A 21,719-nucleotide genomic window follows, 5' to 3' on the forward strand; every position below is an offset into this window, starting at 1 on the left:
TTTAATAACGAGAGAGGGCGGCCGCTCGGTCGCCCCGTTGGCTCTATAAGGAGATTTTGATGAATGCTTTGATCACCAAGGGAAAACGTGCGGCATTTCCGCTGATGCTGCTGTCCACGCTGCTGTTCTCCAACTCGTTGCTGGCGCAGACCGCGCCGGAAGTGCTGCGCAAGCCGGTTGGCAAGGGCGCCTATGAAATGGCCTACAGCCCGAGCGAGAACGCGCTCTACCTGGCGACGTCGCAGAGCCGCAAGCTGGACAAGGGCGGCATCGTTTACCGCCTGGATCCGACCACGCTGGACGTGACCCAAATTATCCATAACGACATCAAGCCGTTCGGCGCCGCCGTTAATGCTAAAACCGGCACGCTGTTCTTCGGCAACACGGTCAATAACTCGGTGACCGCCATCGACGCCAAGACCGGCGACGTGAAAGGCCGCTTGGTGCTGGACGCGCGCAAGCGCTCCGAGACCGTCAAGCCGCTGGCGCCGCGCGAACTGGTGGCGGATGCCGACAGCGATACCCTGTATATCACCGGGCTGGGTGAATCCAGCGTGGTGTGGGTGGTGGACGGCAAGGATCTGACCCTGAGCGCCACCGTAACCGACACCGGCAAGTACGGCACCGGCCTGGCGCTGGACGCCGCCGCCAAGCGCCTATACGTCACCAACGCCGACGGCGAGCTGGTGACCATCGATACCCAGAGCAACAAGGTGCTGTCGCGCAAGAAGCTGGATGAGACTAAAGAGCACTTCTTCCTGAACCTCAGCCTGGATACCGCCACCCACCGCGCCTTTATCACCGATTCCAAGCAGCCGCAGGTGCTGGTGGTGGATACCCGCAACGGCAACATCCTGAGCAAGATCGACGTGCCGGAATCGCTGGCGGTGCTGTTCAACCCGGCGCGCAATGAAGTCTACGTCACCCACCGCCAGGCGGGCGAAGTGAGCGTGATTGACGCCAAGAGCTACAAGGTGCTGAACACCATCAAGACGCCGACCCATCCGAACAGCCTGGCGCTGTCGCCGGACGGCCAGACGCTGTACGTCAGCGTCAAGCAGGCTTCCAGCCGCGAGAAAGAAGCGACCGCGCCGGACGACGTGATCCGCGTAGCGCTGAAGTAATCCCGCGCAGAATAACCCCCCTCGAACAGGCGAAGCGGCGACGCTCCGCCTGTTTTTTTTCGCCGTGCGATCTGCGGTATAAAGAGGGGATTGCCCTATTGACCCGAAGGAACGTTGGTTATGCCCGTCTCACGCACGCCGTTGTTGTTGTCCGTTATTACTCTGCTGCTGCTGGCCGCGCTGATCCACAGCGGCATCAGCCCTTACGATCGCACCACCTGGCTGATGGAGGTGGCGCCGGTATTGATTGTTTTGCCGCTGCTGTGGCTGACCCATCGCCGTTATCCGCTGACGCCGCTGCTCTATACGCTGATTTTCTTCCACGCGCTGATCCTGATTTTCGGCGGCATGTACAGCTACGCCCGCGTGCCGCTGGGGTTTGAGGTGCAGCAGTGGCTGGATCTTGGCCGCAACCCGTACGACAAACTGGGGCATTTCTTCCAGGGGCTGGTGCCGGCGCTGGCGGCGCGCGAGATCCTGCTGCGCGGCGGTTATGTGCGGGGCCGCAAAATGCTGGGCTTCGTAGTGTGCTGTATCGCGCTGGCGATCAGCGCGGTGTATGAGCTTATCGAGTGGTGGGCGGCGCTGGCGCTGGGCCAGGGCGCCGATGAGTTTCTCGGCACCCAGGGCGACCCGTGGGACACGCAGTCCGACATGTTCTGCGCCTTGCTTGGCGCGATAGCCGGTCAATGGCTGTTCGGTGGCTGGCAGGATCGGCAACTGCGGCGTTTAAAGGCGTAAGCCCGGCGGCGGTTGAGCCTGGTGAAAATGGATATTTCTCGTGCCGCCCGGTATTTGCCGGGCGGCATTTTTAATATCGACATGATAAAAATCGACAATCATCAGTTAAATGTTTGGCGCCCTGTGAGACAGCGCAATGTTATTTCCTATATTTATGTTTATTTAGCTTTTTATGCGTTTTTCTAGGAATTTTCTTAACTCATGCCGTGTGCTACTATTCTCATGTTTAACAAGGGCTAATTATTATTAATTAGTTTTTTGAGCGGGGAACAATGAGATACGTAATTAATAATAAGATTAAATATCATGAGGATAGATCAGAGTTGGTGGATCTCAACGCTGAGCTGCCGCCTCAACCGCTCACCGCTACCCTGAACCGCCTGCTGTCCGCCTTGGTCAGAAACAATAACCTGGTGCTCTCCCGCGATACCCTGCTGACGCAGGTGTGGGAAGCGCACGGTCAGGTGGCCTCCGGCAATAATCTCAATAACACCATTTCCATTCTGCGCAAGATGTTTGCCGCCCTGGGCGAGGACGACATTATCGTTACGTTGCCGCGCCAGGGATTCATGTTCACCGCCGCTTCATTGAAAACGACGGACAGCCTGGCGGAGAGTTTGCCGGAGATGCCGCTCCCGGTGGCTGCAGACAACGCCTTGCCGACCAGGCCGCTGCTAACGTTGCGATTTAAGCGCCTCGGACTAGCCGCGTTGTTGTTGCTGGCGGCGGGGAGCGGCCTGTGGGCCTGGCAGGACGCCGGCTATGCGCCGATCAGCACGGTAAGCGTAGGCAACATCGGCAGCTGTGAGGTGAAGTTTGTGGCTTCTTACCATAAGGTGGGACCCGGTGAGGCCGATCTGGCGCATTTGAAAAATATGTTGGCGCAAGATAAGTCGGTTCGGTGTACGGAACCGGCGACGCTGCTGTACTACGATAGCGGATCGGTGTTGTCGGGGGCCGTTGGGCGAGCCCGGGCTTCTTATTACTTCTATTGCCCACAGGCGGAAATGGCCGCGGGCAAAGTGCAATGCGAGAACTATTATGAAAGCCGGGTTAAGTAAGCGCCTCTGGCGCTACCGTTACGCGCTGTTAGGCGCGATGGCGATCGCAGGCTGCGGCGTTTCCGCCTATTTCTTGTTTTTCAAACCGCAAATCCCGGAGTGCCGTGCGGTACTGCGTTCAACCGATCAGTTGCCTGACCAATTGATGCAGCGCGTGTTGCTGGTCAGCGTCGTGCCTGAGGGCGCGCGGAGCGTGACCCTGTTGCTGAGCGGCAGCTTTTTTGACGGCGATACGCGTTATACCATCGAGCGGGCAATGATCATGGACTATCAGCGGCAGGGGAGTAATTACACGCTGCGCCGTAAGGAAGCGGTCAGAAAGTCGCAAGACAATTTGGATAATGAAGCGCTTAACCGCCGTTTGCCTATGTCGGCGCCATTGATCCATTGGCGAATTGAAAAAGTTGATGAGCGTCACTATCTGTTCAGTGGTAACCATGCGCCGCTGTTCGTGTGCACCACGGCCTCCTGAGCGGAGAATGTCCCCGGCAACGCCGGGGGATTGTTTTTCGTTGGCCCTGGGGATAAATGGCGCAATGTTATGGTTGTTTATTATTGATGTAATTGTTAATGCAGGGGCTATTGCTCGCCCGCGGGCAATAGGTCAACCACTGTTCGTCCTTTTCTGCGCCCTCATTGCGAATGTTGTCATAGTAATAGATATCCGCCCGGTATTGGCAGTTGAAGCCGGCTTGCCGTATCTCTCGCTTAATGTTTGCCAACTCACCGCTGCCTAACCGCATGGTGTAAATTTGGCAATTTTGCTCATTGCCCAACGGATAAACGCTGATGCGCGTGCTGTTTTGGTAAAGCACAATCGCGGCAAACGGCACTAAACAAGCGGCCATAATCATAATTAAGCGCTGAACAGAGCGACGAAAGTTCGGCGTTCGTGCAACCGGTGGCGGCGTTGACGCTATTTCGGTTTTGCTATAATTACTATTATTAATCTCATCGGTATTTATATCCATCCGTTGAATGCTTAAAGCATTAAATTTAAACCCCTGACGGGGATAGGTAACAATAATATCTTCCACGCCGAACTGCGCCAATGACTTACGCAGGCCGGAAACGTAATTATTCAGGTTGTTATTGGAGGCTTTGAGCCCATGTTCAACCCAGACGTCATTAAGCAACCTCTCTCGCAGCAGCAGCTTATCATTATTGCGAATAAACAACGAAAGCAATCTGCTGGTCGGTTTAAGTAACGCTATTTTATTACTGGCATTATCGACATGCGACAGCGTGCCCTCATCCTCATTAAAGAGGATGTCTTCATTTATGATAAAAATCATTTCATTTACCCATCAACTTTCCTGTCGAGGGATTATTCTGAGACCTGATGCGGCTTTTTTCAATCCTTCACTCTGTGTGTAAATAGGATTTTTCTCTCTATCCGTATAATTGACATGAAATGTTTATCTGCTTACAAGTTTTTTTATATAAATAGTGATAATTAACTTCTATTTTTTGGTTTTAAAATCTATTTAATTATTATTTTATCGATAATAATCCTGTGTTTTTGTCTTTTTTCGACATAACGTTTCAAACAAAGCTCGGGGAGTGTAAATTTGTTCCCACTGATACGGAACGCGGAAACGCAGCGTATTAGCCACGGATACAACGCTCAGGAATAAAGCTGCTGCATTGCATGCGTGACTTAAGAATTTAATTTACTCCACTTCTTACTAAGGAATGTAAGGGACTTCTATGAAACTGAATAAAATTATGATTGCAGCGGTATTGGCCTTTGGTGCTTCTTCCATGATGGCGCAGGCGGCAAATCAGGGTAGCGGTACTGTCACTTTCACGGGTGAAATCATTGATGCGCCATGCTCTATTGCACCGGGCAACATCGATCAAACCGTTCCACTGGGTCAGATTTCCAACCTGAGCCTGAAAGACGGCCGCGAGTCTGAAGTCAAAGAACCGTTCAGCATTAAGTTGGAAGACTGCACTAATGCTACGGCACAAACCGTCAAGACGACCTTTACCGGTGAGGCCGGTGGTTCCGCCGGTACCGATAAGAAGATGATTGCCCTGGGCAGCGGCAGCACCGCCAAAGGTGCGAGCATTGTTATTACCGATACCCTTAATTCTAACGCCGTTGTAGAGCTGGGCACAGCGACCACCGGGCAGAAGATCGAAATTGGTGATACTGGTGCCGAACTGGCATTCAAAGCCTTCCTGAAAGGGAACGGCGGCACTCTGGATACCATCATTCCTGGTGCATTCACCAGCGTGGTTAACTTCGCGCTGAGCTACCAGTAATCGTTTTACTCCATTAATGCCGGCATGCGGGATATCCCGCATGCTTTTTCCCAGTATGGAATCTTAATTATAATGGACAACGCATATGGCTCCCGTTGAAAAAAATAGAGTGGCGCCTTCCCTATTGGCCATGCTTTTTATAGCTCAGACGATGCCGGCAGCGGCGGCGGTTATTGGCTGGGGAAGAGTCAATATGGAAGGCGCTATTGTTAATGCCGCCTGTGCCATTGAATCGGCAAGCCGTGATCAAACGATTGATATGCAAACATTACCGATAGAACAAATTGCCCGGGACGGCCATGGCTTGACTAAGCCATTCAGTCTGCGGCTTTTAAATTGCAGTTTGGCAGACATGGACAAAGTGCAACCAGGCCGCCAGCATTTTCAAATGACGTTTGATGGTCGAGTCGATAGTGAATTCTTTGGGGTGACGGGGGAGGCAAAAGGAATTGCATTACGTATTTCAGATAGCCTCGGTAATGTGATTTACCCAGGTTTAGCTATGCCAATAGGCGGTACCATCATCAATGAGAGCTACTTAAATTATTCCATGCAACTGGTAGCTAATCGCCAAGTGTTACGTGCCGGGGATTATAGAACCGCTATTCGATTTAAATTGAATTACTACTGATTATAAATAAGTTAAAGGTTGGCGGAGCCATGAAATCGAACGCGAACAAATCGAAAACGCCTCTGTTAAGCCTGCTGGGAATGTGCATTTCTTTGGCGATATATAGTTTGCCTGCTCAGTTGCAGGCAAGTGACGGGGTACAGTTTAACATCGACGTGTTAGATTTAAATGACAGGAAAAATATCGATCTGAGCCAATTTTCGCACGGCGGTTTTATTATGCCTGGGAAATATATCATGTCGGTTAATCTGAACACACTGGTGTTGCCTGAAGAACCTGTCGCATTCTATGCGCCGGAAGATGAGGGCAAGGGAAGCGTGGCCTGTATTTCGCCAACACTGGTTGAAAAACTCGGGCTTAAGTCAGATGCCTTAGCGAAATTACGTTGGTGGCATGACGGGCAGTGTTTGGATCTCGGCAGCCTTAATGGTCTGGAAGCCAAAGGCGATCTGGCGTCATCTACCTTGTATTTGAATATTCCGCAGGCCTACCTGGAATATTCATCGCCGGATTGGGATCCTCCATCTCGATGGGATGAAGGTATTCCAGGGTTGTTGCTGGATTATAATCTAAATTCACAGGTGCAGCGCACCCAGCAGAATAGCCAACAATCCTATAATCTAAGCGGGAACGGAACAGCGGGGGCCAATCTGGGGGCTTGGCGTTTACGTGCTGACTGGCAGATGAATATCAATCATCAAACCGGCACAGGCTTACCAACGCAGCAAGATTTTGACTGGAGTCGATATTACGCTTTCCGCGCGCTGCCTAAGTGGGGTGCTCGCTTGACTATGGGTGAGGATTATCTGGCGACGGATATTTTCGACAGTTTCCGCTATACCGGTTTTAGCGTGACTTCGGATGACAATATGTTGCCGCCCAATCTTCGCGGTTATGCGCCAGAAGTGACGGGGATAGCCAAAAGCAATGCCAAGGTCGTTATTAGTCAGATGGGCCGTGTGTTGTATGAAACCCGGGTTGCGGCGGGTCCATTCCGCATTCAGGATATTAATGATTCCATCAACGGGCAGCTGGATGTTCGGGTAGAAGAGCAAGATGGCAGCGTGCAGGAGTTTAAAGTAGATACCGCAAATATTCCTTATCTGACACGCCCTGGTACGGTGCGTTTCAAATTCGCGGGTGGTAAACCTTCTGATTGGAATCATCATGTGCGTGGTCCTCTGTTCGCTACTGGAGAGTTTTCCTGGGGGGTGAGCAACGGGTGGTCATTATATGGCGGCACTTTGGGTGGGGGCGATTATAAAGCGTTATCTATGGGGCTAGGCCGCGATCTATTGGCATTTGGCGCGCTGTCTTTTGACTCCACGCAATCACGAGCGGAATTACCCCAACAGGGCGGCACCAAAACCGGTGGCTCCTATCGGGTAAGTTATTCGAAGAGTTTTGATGAATATGATAGCCAAATCACCTTCGCTGGTTATCGTTTCTCTGAACAGAACTTTATGACGATGAGTGAATACCTCGACGCTCGTTATGATGAAAGTCGCCTCGGGAAAAGCCGAGAAATGTATACCGTCACGCTGAATAAGCAGTTTCGCGATTTAGGATTAAGTACCTATCTCAACTACAGTCATCAGACTTATTGGGACCAGCCTGTTAGCGAACGTTATAGTTTGGCTCTTTCGCGGTATTTCGATTTGGGAGCCATGAAGAATATCAGTGCGTCGCTCACGGCTTTTCGGAATAAATTTCAGGGGGCCAAGGATGATGGCATGTATTTATCCTTTACCTTACCGTGGGGGGTTAATTCTAACTTCAGTTACAGCAGTTCGTGGAACCGTAATGAAAATACGCAGCGGCTTGGTTATTACGAAAGGCTGGACGAACACAATAACTATCAGTTGAGCACCGGGCTTTCACGCCGGGGCGGTTCAGCAAGTGGCTTTTATACCCATGAGGGTGATAACGCGCGCATCGGCGCCAATGCCAGTTACCAAGGGGGAAGTTACTCATCCATGGGGTTCTCATTGCAAGGTGGGATGACGGCCACCGCCAAGGGCGCGGCGCTACACCGCAACAGCACTTTGGGCGGGACGCGGTTGCTTTTAGATACCGAAGGCGTGGGCGATGTGCCGGTGCGTGGATTTGGTGCGACGGCGCGCACCAATATGTTCGGTAAAGCGGTGGTGGCGGATATCAACAGTTATTACCGCAGCAAGGCGAGTATCGATCTCAACACATTGCCGGATAACGTTGACGCTACGCAGTCGGTGGTACAGGCGACATTAACCGAGGGAGCGATTGGCTATCGGCGCTTTAATGTGATTTCCGGGCAAAAGGCGATGGCGGTGATTAGCCTGGCCGATGGCAGCGCCCCGCCGTTTGGTGCGGTGGTATACAACAGTCGGCAGCAACAGACCGGCTTGGTGAATGATGGCGGGAGTGTGTATCTGAGCGGAATTAAGCCCAATACAGAGATGACGGTGAATTGGGACGGTAAGGCCCAATGCCGGATCACATTGCCGACAATTCGTACGGATATTATGTTGAGCAACTTACTGTTGCCATGCCGAGTGAATACTGAGGCGAGAGCGGAATAAGCCGCCGAGCCCGTGACTATTTTAGTAAGAACAAGCTTTATAAGACGGAACAATTTTATGCAAAAGAACATGGTAAAAATATTCTCAGTCGCCGGTATGTTGTCGGCAATGGTATTGAGCAGCCAGGCCCAAGCCGCTATTGCGCTGGATCGTACTCGTGTAATTTTTAACGGCGCCGAGAAATCGGTAAGTCTGAATATCAGCAATAAAAATACTCAACTGCCGTATCTGGCGCAGGGATGGCTGGAAGATGCCGAAGGCAAGAAGATTAACAGCCCGCTAGTGGTATTGCCGCCGGTACAGCGGCTGGAACCTGGAACACAGAGCCAAATAAAAGTGCAGTCGACGCCGGCAGTGAATTTGTTGGCGCAGGATAGGGAGACGCTGTTCTATTTCAACCTGCGAGAAATACCGCCTAAAAGCGAGAAAGCCAACACATTACAAATAGCGTTGCAGACGCGCATCAAGCTGTTCTATCGCCCGGCGGCGATTACGCCAGGCAAAGGCAGTGCTTTTACGCCGTGGCAGGAGCAGTTAACGCTGACTCGTCAGGGGATGGGCTTCCAGGTGAATAATCCAACGCCTTATTACATCACGCTGGTTGATGCCAGCAACAGCAAGAAGGGAAAAACGGCACAGGGTTTTGAACCGTTAATGGTGCCGCCTAAGGGAAGCATTGCGCTGGGTGCCTCTGGGTTAGGCAATGCACCGGTGCTGACCTACATCAATGATTACGGTGGCCGCCCAGAGCTGACATTCAAATGCGGCGCCAGTGATTGCCAGGTCGTGCCTGACGCAAAAGGATAACAGAAACCGGCGGTACGTTTTACCGGTTGAAGCGAGCGGGGAAGAAGTCATGCAAAAAATGGACAACGGTTACAGCAATCTGAAGGGCAGATCTTTGGCGTGTCAAGCAGGCATGGTCTCCATGCTGTTGTTGGTCTTGCTGGCGGCCAATTCTGCGAAAGCAGAAGACGGAAATCACGGTGTGTTGTTTGTTCATGGTGCATTGACCGAGGGGGCTTGCCGGCTGGATATGGTGTCGGCGCGCCAGGACGTTTGGTTGGGGGAAACGGCGACCGGCAACCTGGCCAAAGTGGGGGAGCGTACAGAACCGGTCGCCTTCCAGCTTCGCCTACGAGATTGCTTGCGTACTGGGGCAGCCATGCAGGACGAACGCAGGGGCAATAAAGTTTGGGATGCTTATCAGCCAGCAGTGAGCGTGAGTTTCAACGCCCCTGCGGATGCGGACAATCCGCGCTTGGTGAAGGTACGAGGCGCTGGCGGGATAGCGTTGCGATTATTGGACAGTGACAAAAAAGATGTACGTCTGGGGCACCGTAGCCGGCCTCAGTTGTTGGCGATAGGAAGCGACGCGTTGAATTTTTACGTGATGGCGGAACGCACGCGTGCGCCTATGGTGGCAGGAGCCTATCAGGCCGCAATTGATTTTCGGATGAACTATGACTGAGGCGAAAGCAATGGGCAAGTTATGGCGCTGTATGTGGCGAAAGGTGGGGACAAGCCTACTGCTCTCTCTCTCCTTAGCGGCCACTATGACGGTAACCTCGGCCTTAACCTTATCGGGAGTGTTGTTGGTGAGCCAGGTTGGGTGGGCAGCGACGGCGACGGTTACGGTTAAGGGTGCTGTGGTTGCCAAGCCCAAGTGTGAGATTAACGGCGGCCAGGATATTTTTGTGTCCTTCAATGAACTGATCACCACCAAAATTGATGGCGACAAATACGGTAAAAGGCCTATCCCCTACGAGGTGAGCTGTAGCGGCAATATGTCCGGCAACGCCGGGTTGTTGAAAGTGAGCCTGCAAGGGTTATCGCCGGACTTTGGTGATGGTTTGCTGCGCACTAACAATAACGATTTGGCGATTAAGCTACTGCAAGAGAATGGTCAACAGCTGAGGCTGAATACCTGGATTAATTTTACTTATCCGCTTACGCCAGCGTTATACGCAGTTCCGGTGAAGCGCAGCGGTGCCACGCTGAAAGGCGGAGACTTTTCCAGTTCCGCTACATTGCTCGTAGAGGTTCAATAATAAGGAGATGAAAATGAAGATAATGAATATGGAAAAAATGAATATGGTGCGTGGCTCAGGCTTGGCCACCATGATCTGCGTGGGTTTACTGACCATGGGGGCTGCGCAAGCGGTAAATGTAAAGTTTACCGGAAAATTGGTCGAGCAACCAACTTGTACGCTGAATGATGGCAAAGATATTAGCGTGGATTTTGCCAACGTAGCCATCAATAAAATAGACGGCGTCGCGTACAAAAAAATGGAAATTCCATATAGCGTATCTTGTAACGGCGGTTCAGCGGGATACGGCGATCTGAAAGTCAAACTGGGATTTGCGCCGGTGTCCTGGGGGGATGGCAAACCGCTGCAGTCAAGCGTGGGTAACCTTGGCTTGCGTATTACACAAGGTACAGGCGACACCACTTATGTCAGCGATACCAAATTGATCATTGACGCCGCCAACCCTACTAAGCTTTACGCGGTGCCAATTGCACGGCCAGGAAGCATGCTGGTGGGGGCGGATTTTACCGGAACCGCGACATTAACGGCGGAGTATGAGTAATAAGGGTTTCTGCAACTGGGTGGGCAAAGCCCGGTTGTAGGAAACAAAGGCAGCAGCGTTAAACTAACAAGAAGCCAATACGTTACTTCATTGTAAATCCGGTATGCCATTGATGGGTAAGGTTTTTATTTCTGTGCTTAACAGAAGATAGCAAGCGCTTTTTTCGTGTGAGCCAATGTCATTTTTTTATTATTTTTTAATACGTCCATGAGTGTAAAGAGAATTTATGGTTAATTATAAATCGGTTTTTTTTAAAAATAAATTCCCATGGGCGAGACGTGCTATCTTGTCCTCCCTTTTGGTTTTTATTTTTATCTGCAAAGCAAATGCAGGTATGGTGTGGGAAACCACCAATGCGCCTATTGTGAATGGGCTTATTAACACCGGGAATTATTCTGGCGCAGGTGCCACTGGCCGACTTGTGGGCATTGATGTTAATGATCAGACGCAGAACCCTTGTTTTAAGCGAACTTGTATAGTCAATATTGGAGTATTTACCAATTTTAATAAATTTCCAGCCCCTTATGTAGGGACAGCATTATCTACTCAATGGCAAACTGATCTCTATCCTGAGATGTGGAACGCATCGACAATGGGGGCGTTATATAAAGCTATAACATCTAAAAAAGTTCTAAATCCCATAGGTGTCGGCCATAATGTATATGGCTACCCTAATTGGGGGTACTACTGTGATCCTGATAATAGCCCCTCATTATGTATCATTAAAAACAAATGGGAGGCCTACTCAAAAGTGTGCTATGCGCTTGTTTATCAGTTTACGGGATCTGTATATTATAATGCTTTCCCTGGGCAAAGCTGCATTGGCCCAACACCGCCAAATAACGAATGCAACATCGATGCAGGGGCGGTAACGTTGGATCACGGTCAGTTAAGCACTGACGAAGTCAATGGCCATAAGAAAAAAGAGAGCGTGAGGCTTTCTTGTACTTATCCGGCTAACGCGAATATTTCTGTGGTGAGCAACAATGCCAGTGAAAAAATAGAGTTAAAAGCTGACGGGAGTCTTTTCTCGACCGTCACTATCGATGGTATTCCCGGCATCACTGGCAAGAAAATCAACATTCCTACTGGTGGGGTCGCTATTGAACTGGAATCTACCTTGCACACCGCCGGGAATGTTGAAGAAGGACCATTCAGTGGTAATGCCATATTAATCATAAATTCATATTAATCATATGGCTTTTACGTGATCGGCTAAAGTAAGACGGCCGATTACCCTTTAATTCATTGATTAGGCATTAATAACGACAAGCGAAAGTGCTCTGTAGTTTTTGTGGGGCATATCGGTATATGATTTTTTGAGGCAAAAATGAAGGTTATCAATATTATCATCGATGATGACAATCGTTATTTTTCTGCTGGTCTGAAAAGCAGTTTAAATCAGTATGCCCAAGCCAATAATAAGGTGCTTTGTTTTTTAAATCAGGATGCAGTAACCCGACCTGATTTGATATTCGTTTCATCAAGACGAATTGCTCAGCGTTGGCGAAGCGCGGCGCATGAAGATGGGTGCACGCCTGTCGTCATGATAAAGGAAAGACCGGTTATTTCTCATGAAGCTTCCCGCGTGCTGTATCGAACGGATAGCCTTGATAAATTGTTCGTACTGTTGGCAAAAATACTGAGTGATAGCCGAGCCACAACTCGATTTGTATATCAGCCTCTAACCCGTCGCGAGCGTCAGGTAGTGAACTATCTTAGAAGAGGTTTTGACCAATCGCAAACCGCCAGGGTGATGGGGGTGAGCGTTAAAACGGTACACAGCCATAAACGTTCGGTGATGGGAAAGCTAATGCTAAACCGCAGCCATGATTTTATTTATTGGCTGCTATCACCAGAGGCAGAGTATTCCTAACCGTGATGGGGAATAATTTTAGTTGTTCTCATCTGCTATCTTTATAACGCTAAAAGATAATGGATTATGATTAAAATTCCCCAAGGGAATGTTAAATCTTGTTTTATTCACTTGCTAAATAACACAAAGGGAAAATTATGAAAAAGACAACAACTTTGCTTCTCGGCGCCTGCATCATGATGGCGTCTTACGCGCATGCCGGTTTTAACGGTAATCAGAACGTGCAGGGCAATAATGGCAACGCCAGCGGTGCCGGCAATAGCGACTTTGGCCAATGCATCAATGGCCAGGGGAACAATGGCGGGCAATGTGGTGGCAATACCAACTCAAACGCCAAGCCAAAAGAGAAAGATAAAGGTGATATCGTGAATGCGATCTGCGAATCGCCGTTTATGAAAAAATACTCACCGATATGCCAGTAATCTTTATTTTCAAATGACAAGCAGGGTTGTCCCCCTGCTTTTTTTGTGACTATTGTTCAAACAGCCTGTTGTTCCGACTCAAAGCATCAACTCGGTGAATTTTTATCGTTGGCAGCGAAGGTAGCTGTGCGTAATTTACGTTGGGTATTATCTACACCAAGGGAAAGGTGAAGTGGATTTGTTTTATTTTGCGATATTCTTGTTCTGTTTAAGCATCTATTCATTCTACAAACATGCGCAGCGGATGAAGAAAAGGCAGCTGTCTATTCAAGACTACGGCCATTCTTCCTGGTGGTTGGCACTACTACGTCATCATTGACGCTGCTGCACATTGTATGAGGTAGCGTTTTTTACCAGAGAGTGAGTATCCGCCTCAACGAAATTGGGCATTGCTCGCCTAGCGTCGCCACTTTCACGCCTAATGCCGAGAATGCGGTAATTCGCTTACCCTTGGAGCCAACGTTTCTGGGGGGATGCCAAGCAGATAAGGGAGCATTCGTCCTGTGTCGCCGACCCGCAGGGTGAGGCCTTTAGGCCGAATAATCGAACGCAGTTCGATGGAGAGTCCGTCCTCCAGAAAGCGAAAAACCCGCCATAGGCGGGTTCTTCTGAATAGGGCGACCGGACTCGGACAACCGGCGCTGGCGCCGTGTTGAACAGCGCTTTAGCGCTGGCCCGCAGGGTGAGGCCTTTGGCCGAATAATCGAACGCAGTTCGATGGAGAGTCCGTACCCCAGAAAGCGAAAAACCCGCCATAGGCGGGTTCTTCTAAATATGGTGCCCGGACTCGGACAGCCGGCGCTGGCGCCGCGTTGAACAGCGCTTTAGCGCTGGCCCGTAGGGTGAGGCCCTTGGCCGAATAATCGAACGCAGTTCGATGGAGAGTCCAGTCCCTGAAAAGCAAAAACCCGCCATAGGTGGGTTCTTCTAAATAGGGCGACCGGACTCGGACAACCGGCGCTGGCGCCGCATTGAACAGCGCTTCAGCGCTGGCCCGCAGGGTGAGGCCTTTGGCCGAATAATCGAACGCAGTTCGATGGAGAGTCCTGTCCCTGAAAAGCAAAAACCCAGCCATAGGCTGGGTTCTCTAAATATGGTGCCCGGACTCGGAATCGAACCAAGGACACGGGGATTTTCAATCCCCTGCTCTACCGACTGAGCTATCCGGGCAACGGGCAGCATTAAACCGTATTGGCCGAAAGCCGTCAACGGCTTTATGCGTGAAATACGCGAAAATGCCTCCGGTTGCTGGCTTTTCAGGCAAAGGGCGCAAAAAATGCGCCTGTTGGGGCTATCGCCTCGGGTTGGTGGCGCTGCCAACCCTGCCGATTCAGCTCAACGCCCCGTTGCGGCGGCACTGCGCCACCTGCAAGATGTCTTCCGCCAGCCGTTTGGCGACCGATACGTCCTGGAGCTGGCGTTTTACCAGCAGTTTGCTCAGGCAGCCTTCCTGAATCAGCTCCATTTGCTGCGCCACCATGTCGGCGTCGTCGGCATCCATGTCGCGCAGTAGCTCGCGGGTCAGCTCCAGCGAGGTCAGCTTCTGTTGCTCCGCCAGTTGGTGGATCGGATGATCCGTTTCCGGGAAGAAGCTGCAGGCGGCGATAAACAGGCAGCCGGGGTAGCGGTCTTGCTGCACGTATTCCGCCAGCACGTCATAGCGCGCCAGCAGTTTTTGCTGCGGGCTCAGGTTTTCGTCCAGCAGCAGCTGGCGGCGCCAGGTGTCGATCTGTTGGCCGTGGTAGCGCAGGCAGTCGTACAGCAGCGCTTCGCGATCCGGCCAGAACCGTTTGAGATCGCCGGGCTGAACGTCGAGTTTTTCCGCCAGCATCTCTAATGTGGCGGTCGCCAGGCCCTGTTGTTCCAACAGGCCCAGCGCGGTATCAAGGACGTGTTCACGTTGCACTTGTGCTTCCTCCCATTCGCTTCCGATCTTCAGTGTCAGTTATCGCATCACTTTCTGCAAATGCGCGTTGAAGGCTTCTGCCTTCATAAAACCGGTGACCCGCTCGGCCGTCAGCTCGCGGCCTGCCGGATCGAAGAACAGGATCGTCGGCAGCCCCAGCACCTGCAGGTGCTTCAGCAGCGCCGCCTGTTCCGCACCGTTGGCGGTCACATCCGCCTGCAGCAGCACCGCGTTGGCCAGGCTTGCCTGCACCGCGGCGTCGCTGAAGGTGTATTTTTCGAACTCTTTACAGGCCACGCACCAGTCGGCGTACAGATCCAGCATCACCGGCTTGCCCCGCGCCTGTTGCAGCGCGAGATCGAGCTGTTCGACGTTGTTGATGCGGGTAAAGGCCAGGTGCGGCTGAGCCGCCTGCTGCGCCTGGTCGGCGCCGAAAGCCCAGTCCTGCAGCGGCCGTGCGGCGATCACCGCCGCCGCCAGCAACAGCAGTTGCAGGGCGCGTGCCCAGCCGCGCGCGCTTCTCAGGCTCAGGGCGAAGGCCCAGCCGAAGAACGCCAGGCCGAGCAGGCTCCACAGGCGCAGGCCCCACAGATCGCCGATCACCCGCTCCAGCAGGAACACCGGCAGCGCCAGAATGACGAAGCCGAAGGCCTCTTTCACGTACTGCATCCACGGGCCGCTACGCGGCAGCAGGCGGTTGCCGAACAGGGTGACGATCACCAGCGGAATGCCCATCCCCAGCGCGTACAGGTACAGCGTGCCGCCGCCGGCCCACAGATTGCCGCTCTGGGCGATATACAGCAGGATGGCGCTGAGCGGCGCGGTGGTGCAGGGGGAACAGATCAGCCCGGCCAGCGCGCCCATCAGGAATACGCCGGTCAGTGAGCCGCCGCGCTGGGTGTTGCTCCAGCTCGCCAGCCGGGTTTGCAGCGCCGAGGGCAGCTGCAGGGAATAGAGGCCGAACATCGACAGCGCCAGCGCGATGAACAGCGCCGACAGGCCAATCAGCACGTAAGGATGCTGCAGCGCCGCCTGGAACTGCAATCCGGCGGCGGCCACCACCAAGCCCAGCAGGGTGTAGGTGAGCGCCATGCCCTGCACGTAAACCAGCGCCAGCGCCAGAATGCGGCCGCTGCTTTGCGGCCGGTCTCGGCCGAGGATGATGCCGGAGATCAGCGGGTACATCGGCAGTACGCAGGGGGTGAAGGCGATGCCGATACCGATCAGCAATGCCCACAGCGGCGAGAACGGCAGGCTGGCTGGTGTTGCGGATTGTTCGGCTGGCTCAGAGGCAGCCGCCGAGAGCGGCGCGGCTGCGGTGGCGCTGACCGCGTCCAGCGGGATGGTTCGGGTTTCCGGCGGGTAGCAGAAGCCGGCCTCGGCGCAGCCCTGATAGGTGACGCTGAGGCTGGCGTTGGCCGCCGCCTGTTGCAGCGGCACCTGCAGATTCAGCTGCTGTTTGAAAATCGCCACTTCGCCGAAGAACTCGTCCTTGTGGCTCAGCCCTTCGGGCAGGGTAAAGGCGCCGAGCGTCGCCTGCTGCGGCACCAGTTTGATCTGCTGGCGATACAGGTAATAGCCGGGGCGGATCTGCCAGTTCAGCGTCACCTGGCCGCCTTGCTGTTTGAAATCGAAGGCGAAGGCCTGATCGACGGGCACGAACTGGCTGCCGCCCTTCGGCTCGAACAGCGAAGCCTGCGCCGCCTGCGGCAGGAAGCACAGGCTGCACAGCAGCAAAATCAGTTTAATGAAGCGTTGATCCATAACAGGTAGTCTTTATCTCCGGCCATCACCGGCAAGACCAGCAGCTCAGGCGTCTGGTAGGGGTGATGTTGTTTCAGGGTGTCGAGCAGGGCTTGCTGACGGCGGCGATCGCTTTTGAACAGCATCTGCACTTCGTATTCCTGTTCCAGTTTCCCTTCCCAGTAATACAGCGAGGTGGCGCCGGGCAGCAGCGTGGCGCAGGCCGCCAGCTTATCGCCCAGGACCCGCGCCGCCAGTTCCTGGGCGCTGGCTTCATCGGGTGCGGTACAGAGTATGACGACAGCTTCGCAATCAGACATCTTCAGCCCTCTCATCGGTTCGAATGGGCACTATACCCTGAAGGCGGATTGGCTAGAAGGCGAGTTTATCGCCAGAAAGAAAACCGGGGCCGCAGCCCCGGTCGACGCCTTACAGCATGACGCTGCCGAGCAGGAAGCCGAATACCACCGCGAAAATCACGCCCATGGTGCCGGGAATGAAGAACGGGTGGTTGAACACGAAGCGGCCGATGCGCGTGGTGCCGGTATCATCCATCTGCACCGCGGCGACCAATGTCGGGTAGGTCGGCAGGATGAACAGGCCGGAAACGGCGGCGAAGGAGGCGACGGCGGTCAGCGGCGACACGTTCAGCGCCAGCGCCATCGGCATCAGCGCCTTGGCGGTGGCGGCCTGCGAGTACAGCAGCGCCGAGCAGAAGAAGAAGATCACCGCCAGCAGCCACGGGTGCGCCTGAATGACGCTGCCGGCCGTCTCTTTGATCCAATCGATGTTGGCCTGGACGAAAGTATCGCCCAGCCAGGCGACGCCGAGGATACAGATACAGGCGCTCATGCCGGCCTTGAAGGTGCTGGAGTTCAGCACCATGTCGGTGTCGACGCGGCACAGCAGGGTGGTCAGCGTGGCGACGCTCAGCATGATGATCAGAATGGCGTTGGTGGTGTTCATCAGCGGCTTGGCCACCAGACCCAGGCCCGGGCTGTTGATGATGGCGTAGGCGACCACGCACAGCACGCCGAGCAGGAACAGCAGCACCGAGGTTTTGGCGCGTGGTTTGATCGCCAGCGCGTTGTTGCCGCGCAGGGTGATCAGGCCTTCTTCCAGGCGTTTCAGGTACACCGGATCGTTAGACAGCTTGGAATCGAACAGCCAGGTCACCAGCAGCGACATCAACAGCACCGCGCAGAAGGTGGACGGGATCACCACCATCAGCAGGTGCAGGTAGCTGACGCCGTGGCCCTCCATCACCGAAGACATGTACACCACCGCGGCGGAGATCGGCGAGGCGGTGATGGCGATCTGGGCGGAGACCACGGCGGTCGACAGCGGGCGGCAAGGCTTGATGCCCTGTTCTTTCGCCACCTCGGCGATCACCGGCAGCGCCGAGAGTGAGATATTGCCGGTGCCGGCGAAGATGGTCAGGAAGTAGGTGACGATAGGGGCGAGAATGGTGATGTGCTTGGGGTTCTTGCGCAGCAGTTTTTCGGTCTGCTGCACCAGGTAGTCCATCCCCCCGGCGACCTGCATCGCGGAGATCGCCGCAATCACCGCCATGATGATGGAGATGACGTCGAAGGGAATGTTGCCCGGTTTGACGCCGATCAGCGCCAGCGCCAATACGCCCAGTCCCCCCGCGAACCCGATACCGATACCGCCCAATCTGGCCCCTAAAAAGATGGCCAGCAGAACGATAACCAATTCTACGGCTAGCATAGTGTTTACTCCTTAAAATGAGATTTCCCGTCATCCTTGAAACTGCATCGGTGTTGGCTGCGAGCGCTCACCCCAGTCACTTACTTGAGTAAGCTCCTGGGGACTTGCGCTCTTGCCGCCTTGATGCAGTCCCAATGATTTAGGGTGTAAATTGAAAATAAAACGTTAAAATTTTGTGGGCGCCTAAAAGTAAAAAGGCACGCTATCCAGAGGATTTAGCGTGCCTTTCAGGGCTACCGGGTAGGTCTGTTATTGTTCATTTTCATCCGTATAGCGTTTGGCTTTATAGGCCGGGTGCATCAGGTTCTCCACGGAGAAGATGTCATCCAGCTCGGCTTCGGTCAGCAGGCCGCGTTCCAGCACCACTTCGCGCACGCTCTTGCCGGTTTCGGCGCAGATCTTCCCGACGATGTCACCGTTATGGTGGCCGATGAACGGGTTCAGATAGGTGACGATACCGATCGAGTTGAAGACGTAGTGTTCGCAGACTTCTTTATTCGCGGTGATGCCGTTAATGCATTTTTCCAGCAGGTTGTAGCAGGCGTTGGTCAGGATGTGGATCGACTCGAACATCGCCTGGCCGATCACCGGCTCCATCACGTTCAGCTGCAGCTGGCCCGCTTCGGCCGCCATGGTAACGCAAGTGTCGTTGCCAATCACCTTGAAACACACCTGATTGACCACTTCCGGCACCACCGGGTTCACTTTGGCCGGCATGATGGACGATCCCGCCTGCAGCTCCGGCAGGTTGATTTCGTTCAGGCCGGCGCGCGGGCCGGAGGAGAGCAGGCGCAGGTCGTTACAGATTTTGGACAGTTTCACCGCCAGGCGTTTGAGCGCGCTGTGCACCATCACGTAGGCGCCGCAGTCGGAGGTGGCTTCGATCAGGTCTTCCGCCGGCACCACCGGCAGGCCGCTGACTTCCGCCAGTTTTTGCACCGCCAGCGGCTGGTAGCCTTCCGGGGTGTTGAGCGCGGTGCCGATGGCGGTGGCGCCGAGGTTCACTTCCAGCAGCAGCTCCGCGGTGCGGTGCAGGTTGCGGGTCTCTTCGTTCAGCAGCACGCTGAAGGCGTGGAATTCCTGGCCGAGGGTCATCGGCACCGCGTCCTGCAGCTGGGTGCGGCCCATTTTCAGGATGGTTTCGAACTCTTTCGCCTTGCGATCGAAGCCTTCGCGCAGCTGGTTGATGGCGTCGATCAGTTTCTGGTTGGAGGCGTACACCGCGATGCGGAACCCGGTTGGGTAGGCGTCGTTGGTGGACTGGCATTTATTGAGGTGATCGTTCGGGTTCAGGTACTGGTATTCGCCTTTTTGATGGCCCATCAGCTCCAGGCCGATGTTCGCCAGCACTTCGTTGGTGTTCATGTTCAGCGAGGTGCCCGCGCCGCCCTGGAATACGTCCACCGGGAACTGATCCATGCACTTGCCTTTATCCAGCACCTCGTCGCAGGCCTGGATGATCACGTCGGCGATTTTGCGCGGGATGGTTTTGAGTTCTTTGTTGGCCATCGCCGCGGCCTTTTTCACCATCACCATGCCGCGAACGAACTCGGGGACATCGCTGATTTTGCTGTTGCTGATGTAGAAGTTTTCAATCGCACGCAGAGTGTGAACTCCGTAGTAAGCGTCTGCGGGGACTTCACGTGTTCCTAACAGGTCTTCTTCGATACGAATGTTGTTTGACATGAGAACCTTCTCTATGTGTTGCTGCCGAATTAATAATTTGTCAGGTCAAGGCTAGTAAGGGCACAGCCTAAATTAATATTGCCGAAGGCTTGGGGCGTGAAACGATTAACCAAATCGCCCGTAGCTGCCCAGATCATATGCTGGTTGGTAAGAAATGACTGAATCCAGATCACCTTATGGTGTTTAAGGATATGCCCTTTTTCGGTTCTGTGACTTCTTTCACGTTTGTGAACTTTAGCAATAAAAACCGGCTCTCGGTTGAAATGGTGGGGGGATGCCCTCATTGTAATAGTGTCGGCCGTTTACGGCCTCTTTTTTCGCGCCGTCGCCCCGTGGCGGCCGTGCCTTACCTACCGATAGGAGAACCAGGTGCGCTGGTTACCGCTACTGCTGATATTTCTGCTGGCTTACATAGAAATATCCATCTTTATCAAAGTCGCCGCCGTGCTCGGCGTGGCTGTCACCCTGCTGCTGGTGGTGTTCAGCTCCTGCGTCGGCATTTCGCTGGTGCGCAATCAGGGCATGAAAACCTTCGTGCAGATGCAGCAAAAACTGGCGGCCGGCGAAAGCCCGGCGGCGGAAATGGTGAAAAGCGTTTCGCTGGTGCTGGCGGGCTTCCTGCTGCTGATACCGGGTTTCTTCACCGATTTCCTCGGCCTGTTGCTGCTGCTGCCGCCGGTGCAAAAATCGCTGACGCTGAAACTGATGCCGCACCTGTCGGTGTATCGCCCCGGCGGTTGGACGGGCGGCGACGCCGCCAACGGCAATACCTTCGACGGCGAATTCCAGCGCAAGGACGACGAACGCCCGGTGCTGGAACACCGCTCGGACGAGGATCGCAAACCTCACGATCGTTAAGCAAACGCGGCTCTGGCCGCGTTTTTCATCTCTGCGGCACTCGTCGGACCAAAAATGCGAAATTTTTTTTGTTCGCCCCCTTGAAGGGGGCTGGAACGCCCCCATCTCAAATGCCACGAGGCCGGTAATAACAACCATCCGGTGTACAACCCTAAATCTGATAGAGACCTTCTTACAGGAGAGCGTTCAATGAGTATTCGTCCATTGCATGACCGCGTTATCGTCAAGCGCAAAGAAGTTGAATCAAAATCTGCTGGCGGCATCGTCCTGACTGGCTCTGCTGCGGGTAAATCCACTCGCGGTGAAGTGGTTGCAGTGGGTAAAGGGCGTGTGCTGGAAAACGGCAACATCCAACCGCTGGATGTGAAAGTTGGCGATATCGTGATTTTCAACGACGGCTACGGCGTGAAAGCAGAGAAGATCGACAATGAAGAAGTGTTGATCATGTCCGAAAGCGACATTCTGGCAATTGTTGAAGCGTAATTGCGCTTTATCTTCTGAACTGAACGAGTTGAA

The 21,719-nt window shown here is 53.6% G+C and carries 22 protein-coding genes and 1 tRNA gene; 16 read left to right on the forward strand and 7 right to left on the reverse strand.

Annotation, left to right across the window (positions count from 1 at the left end; all coding sequences use genetic code 11):
- The first annotated feature begins 59 nt into the window (after positions 1 to 59).
- From EDY99_RS22860 to EDY99_RS22875, 4 genes are all read left to right on the forward strand, one after another.
- Complete coding sequence (locus tag EDY99_RS22860; RefSeq protein WP_123062085.1) at positions 60 to 1,124, forward strand: YncE family protein; 1,065 nt, start codon at positions 60 to 62, stop codon at positions 1,122 to 1,124.
- 120 nt (positions 1,125 to 1,244) lie between these two features.
- Positions 1,245 to 1,865, forward strand: a complete 621-nt coding sequence (locus tag EDY99_RS22865; protein ID WP_069100926.1) for a DUF2238 domain-containing protein — start codon at positions 1,245 to 1,247, stop codon at positions 1,863 to 1,865.
- A gap of 326 nt (positions 1,866 to 2,191) precedes the next feature.
- Complete coding sequence (locus tag EDY99_RS22870) at positions 2,192 to 2,926, forward strand: winged helix-turn-helix domain-containing protein (RefSeq protein ID WP_226772930.1); 735 nt, start codon at positions 2,192 to 2,194, stop codon at positions 2,924 to 2,926.
- Positions 2,907 to 3,398 (forward strand): hypothetical protein, encoded by a 492-nt coding sequence (locus EDY99_RS22875; RefSeq protein ID WP_046688087.1) that lies wholly within the window; start codon positions 2,907 to 2,909, stop codon positions 3,396 to 3,398. The genes EDY99_RS22870 and EDY99_RS22875 overlap by 20 nt, the downstream gene beginning before the upstream one ends.
- 67 nt (positions 3,399 to 3,465) lie before the next feature.
- Here the strand turns inward: EDY99_RS22875 and EDY99_RS22880 are convergent, their stop codons facing one another.
- Positions 3,466 to 4,221, reverse strand: a complete 756-nt coding sequence (locus EDY99_RS22880) for a winged helix-turn-helix domain-containing protein (protein ID WP_046688088.1) — start codon at positions 4,219 to 4,221, stop codon at positions 3,466 to 3,468.
- A gap of 415 nt (positions 4,222 to 4,636) precedes the next feature.
- Between EDY99_RS22880 and EDY99_RS22885 the strand changes: the two genes are divergently transcribed.
- The 10 genes from EDY99_RS22885 to EDY99_RS22925 all read left to right on the forward strand — a co-directional run bounded on the left by EDY99_RS22885 (position 4,637) and on the right by EDY99_RS22925 (position 13,279).
- Entirely contained in the window at positions 4,637 to 5,197 is a 561-nt protein-coding gene (locus EDY99_RS22885) for a fimbrial protein (protein ID WP_033641595.1), read from the forward strand.
- A gap of 85 nt (positions 5,198 to 5,282) precedes the next feature.
- A complete protein-coding gene (locus tag EDY99_RS22890) occupies positions 5,283 to 5,828 on the forward strand; it encodes a fimbrial protein (RefSeq protein WP_033641596.1) in 546 nt (181 codons plus the stop codon).
- A 29-nt stretch (positions 5,829 to 5,857) separates the two neighbouring features.
- Positions 5,858 to 8,389, forward strand: a complete 2,532-nt coding sequence (locus tag EDY99_RS22895) for an outer membrane usher protein (protein ID WP_046688089.1) — start codon at positions 5,858 to 5,860, stop codon at positions 8,387 to 8,389.
- Positions 8,390 to 8,446: 57 nt separating this feature from the next.
- Positions 8,447 to 9,196 (forward strand): fimbria/pilus periplasmic chaperone, encoded by a 750-nt coding sequence (locus EDY99_RS22900; RefSeq protein WP_046688090.1) that lies wholly within the window; start codon positions 8,447 to 8,449, stop codon positions 9,194 to 9,196.
- A 49-nt stretch (positions 9,197 to 9,245) separates the two neighbouring features.
- Positions 9,246 to 9,860 carry a fimbrial protein gene (locus EDY99_RS22905; RefSeq protein WP_033641599.1) on the forward strand — a complete coding sequence of 205 codons (615 nt, stop codon included), beginning with the start codon at positions 9,246 to 9,248 and terminating at the stop codon, positions 9,858 to 9,860.
- The gene (locus tag EDY99_RS22910) at positions 9,853 to 10,440 is read left to right on the forward strand and encodes a fimbrial protein (protein WP_241157684.1); all 588 of its coding nucleotides are present in this window, start codon (positions 9,853 to 9,855) and stop codon (positions 10,438 to 10,440) included. The genes EDY99_RS22905 and EDY99_RS22910 overlap by 8 nt, the downstream gene beginning before the upstream one ends.
- Positions 10,441 to 10,453: 13 nt before the next feature.
- Positions 10,454 to 10,981, forward strand: a complete 528-nt coding sequence (locus tag EDY99_RS22915) for a fimbrial protein (RefSeq protein WP_047573023.1) — start codon at positions 10,454 to 10,456, stop codon at positions 10,979 to 10,981.
- Between the two features lie 226 nt (positions 10,982 to 11,207).
- Complete coding sequence (locus tag EDY99_RS24710) at positions 11,208 to 12,173, forward strand: hypothetical protein (RefSeq protein WP_164489288.1); 966 nt, start codon at positions 11,208 to 11,210, stop codon at positions 12,171 to 12,173.
- 138 nt (positions 12,174 to 12,311) lie between these two features.
- Positions 12,312 to 12,857 carry a LuxR family transcriptional regulator gene (locus EDY99_RS22920; protein ID WP_072022503.1) on the forward strand — a complete coding sequence of 182 codons (546 nt, stop codon included), beginning with the start codon at positions 12,312 to 12,314 and terminating at the stop codon, positions 12,855 to 12,857.
- A 137-nt stretch (positions 12,858 to 12,994) separates the two neighbouring features.
- The gene (locus EDY99_RS22925; RefSeq protein ID WP_127897168.1) at positions 12,995 to 13,279 is read left to right on the forward strand and encodes a hypothetical protein; all 285 of its coding nucleotides are present in this window, start codon (positions 12,995 to 12,997) and stop codon (positions 13,277 to 13,279) included.
- Between the two features lie 1,094 nt (positions 13,280 to 14,373).
- On the opposite strand, the gene EDY99_RS22930 is transcribed toward EDY99_RS22925, so the two are convergent.
- The 6 genes from EDY99_RS22930 to aspA all read right to left on the reverse strand — a co-directional run bounded on the left by EDY99_RS22930 (position 14,374) and on the right by aspA (position 20,345).
- A tRNA-Phe gene (locus tag EDY99_RS22930) sits at positions 14,374 to 14,449 on the reverse strand.
- A 160-nt stretch (positions 14,450 to 14,609) separates the two neighbouring features.
- Entirely contained in the window at positions 14,610 to 15,185 is a 576-nt protein-coding gene (locus EDY99_RS22935; RefSeq protein ID WP_015376374.1) for a transcriptional regulator, read from the reverse strand.
- 39 nt (positions 15,186 to 15,224) lie between these two features.
- The gene (locus EDY99_RS22940; protein ID WP_116286965.1) at positions 15,225 to 16,949 is read right to left on the reverse strand and encodes a protein-disulfide reductase DsbD; all 1,725 of its coding nucleotides are present in this window, start codon (positions 16,947 to 16,949) and stop codon (positions 15,225 to 15,227) included.
- The gene (gene cutA, locus EDY99_RS22945; protein WP_004929657.1) at positions 16,925 to 17,248 is read right to left on the reverse strand and encodes a divalent cation tolerance protein CutA; all 324 of its coding nucleotides are present in this window, start codon (positions 17,246 to 17,248) and stop codon (positions 16,925 to 16,927) included. Before cutA ends, EDY99_RS22940 begins: the two co-directional genes overlap by 25 nt.
- Positions 17,249 to 17,357: 109 nt before the next feature.
- Positions 17,358 to 18,659 (reverse strand): anaerobic C4-dicarboxylate transporter, encoded by a 1,302-nt coding sequence (locus tag EDY99_RS22950; RefSeq protein WP_033641606.1) that lies wholly within the window; start codon positions 18,657 to 18,659, stop codon positions 17,358 to 17,360.
- A gap of 249 nt (positions 18,660 to 18,908) precedes the next feature.
- Complete coding sequence (gene aspA / locus EDY99_RS22955) at positions 18,909 to 20,345, reverse strand: aspartate ammonia-lyase (protein WP_004929659.1); 1,437 nt, start codon at positions 20,343 to 20,345, stop codon at positions 18,909 to 18,911.
- 369 nt (positions 20,346 to 20,714) lie between these two features.
- Here aspA and EDY99_RS22960 point away from each other — a divergent pair, with 369 nt between their 5' ends.
- Entirely contained in the window at positions 20,715 to 21,203 is a 489-nt protein-coding gene (locus EDY99_RS22960) for an FxsA family protein (RefSeq protein ID WP_046688094.1), read from the forward strand.
- A 189-nt stretch (positions 21,204 to 21,392) separates the two neighbouring features.
- The gene (locus tag EDY99_RS22965; RefSeq protein ID WP_004929661.1) at positions 21,393 to 21,686 is read left to right on the forward strand and encodes a co-chaperone GroES; all 294 of its coding nucleotides are present in this window, start codon (positions 21,393 to 21,395) and stop codon (positions 21,684 to 21,686) included.
- The last annotated feature ends 33 nt before the right edge of the window (positions 21,687 to 21,719 follow it).

Source organism: Serratia sp. LS-1 (assembly GCF_003719595.1).
GTDB lineage: Bacteria > Pseudomonadota > Gammaproteobacteria > Enterobacterales > Enterobacteriaceae > Serratia > Serratia ureilytica.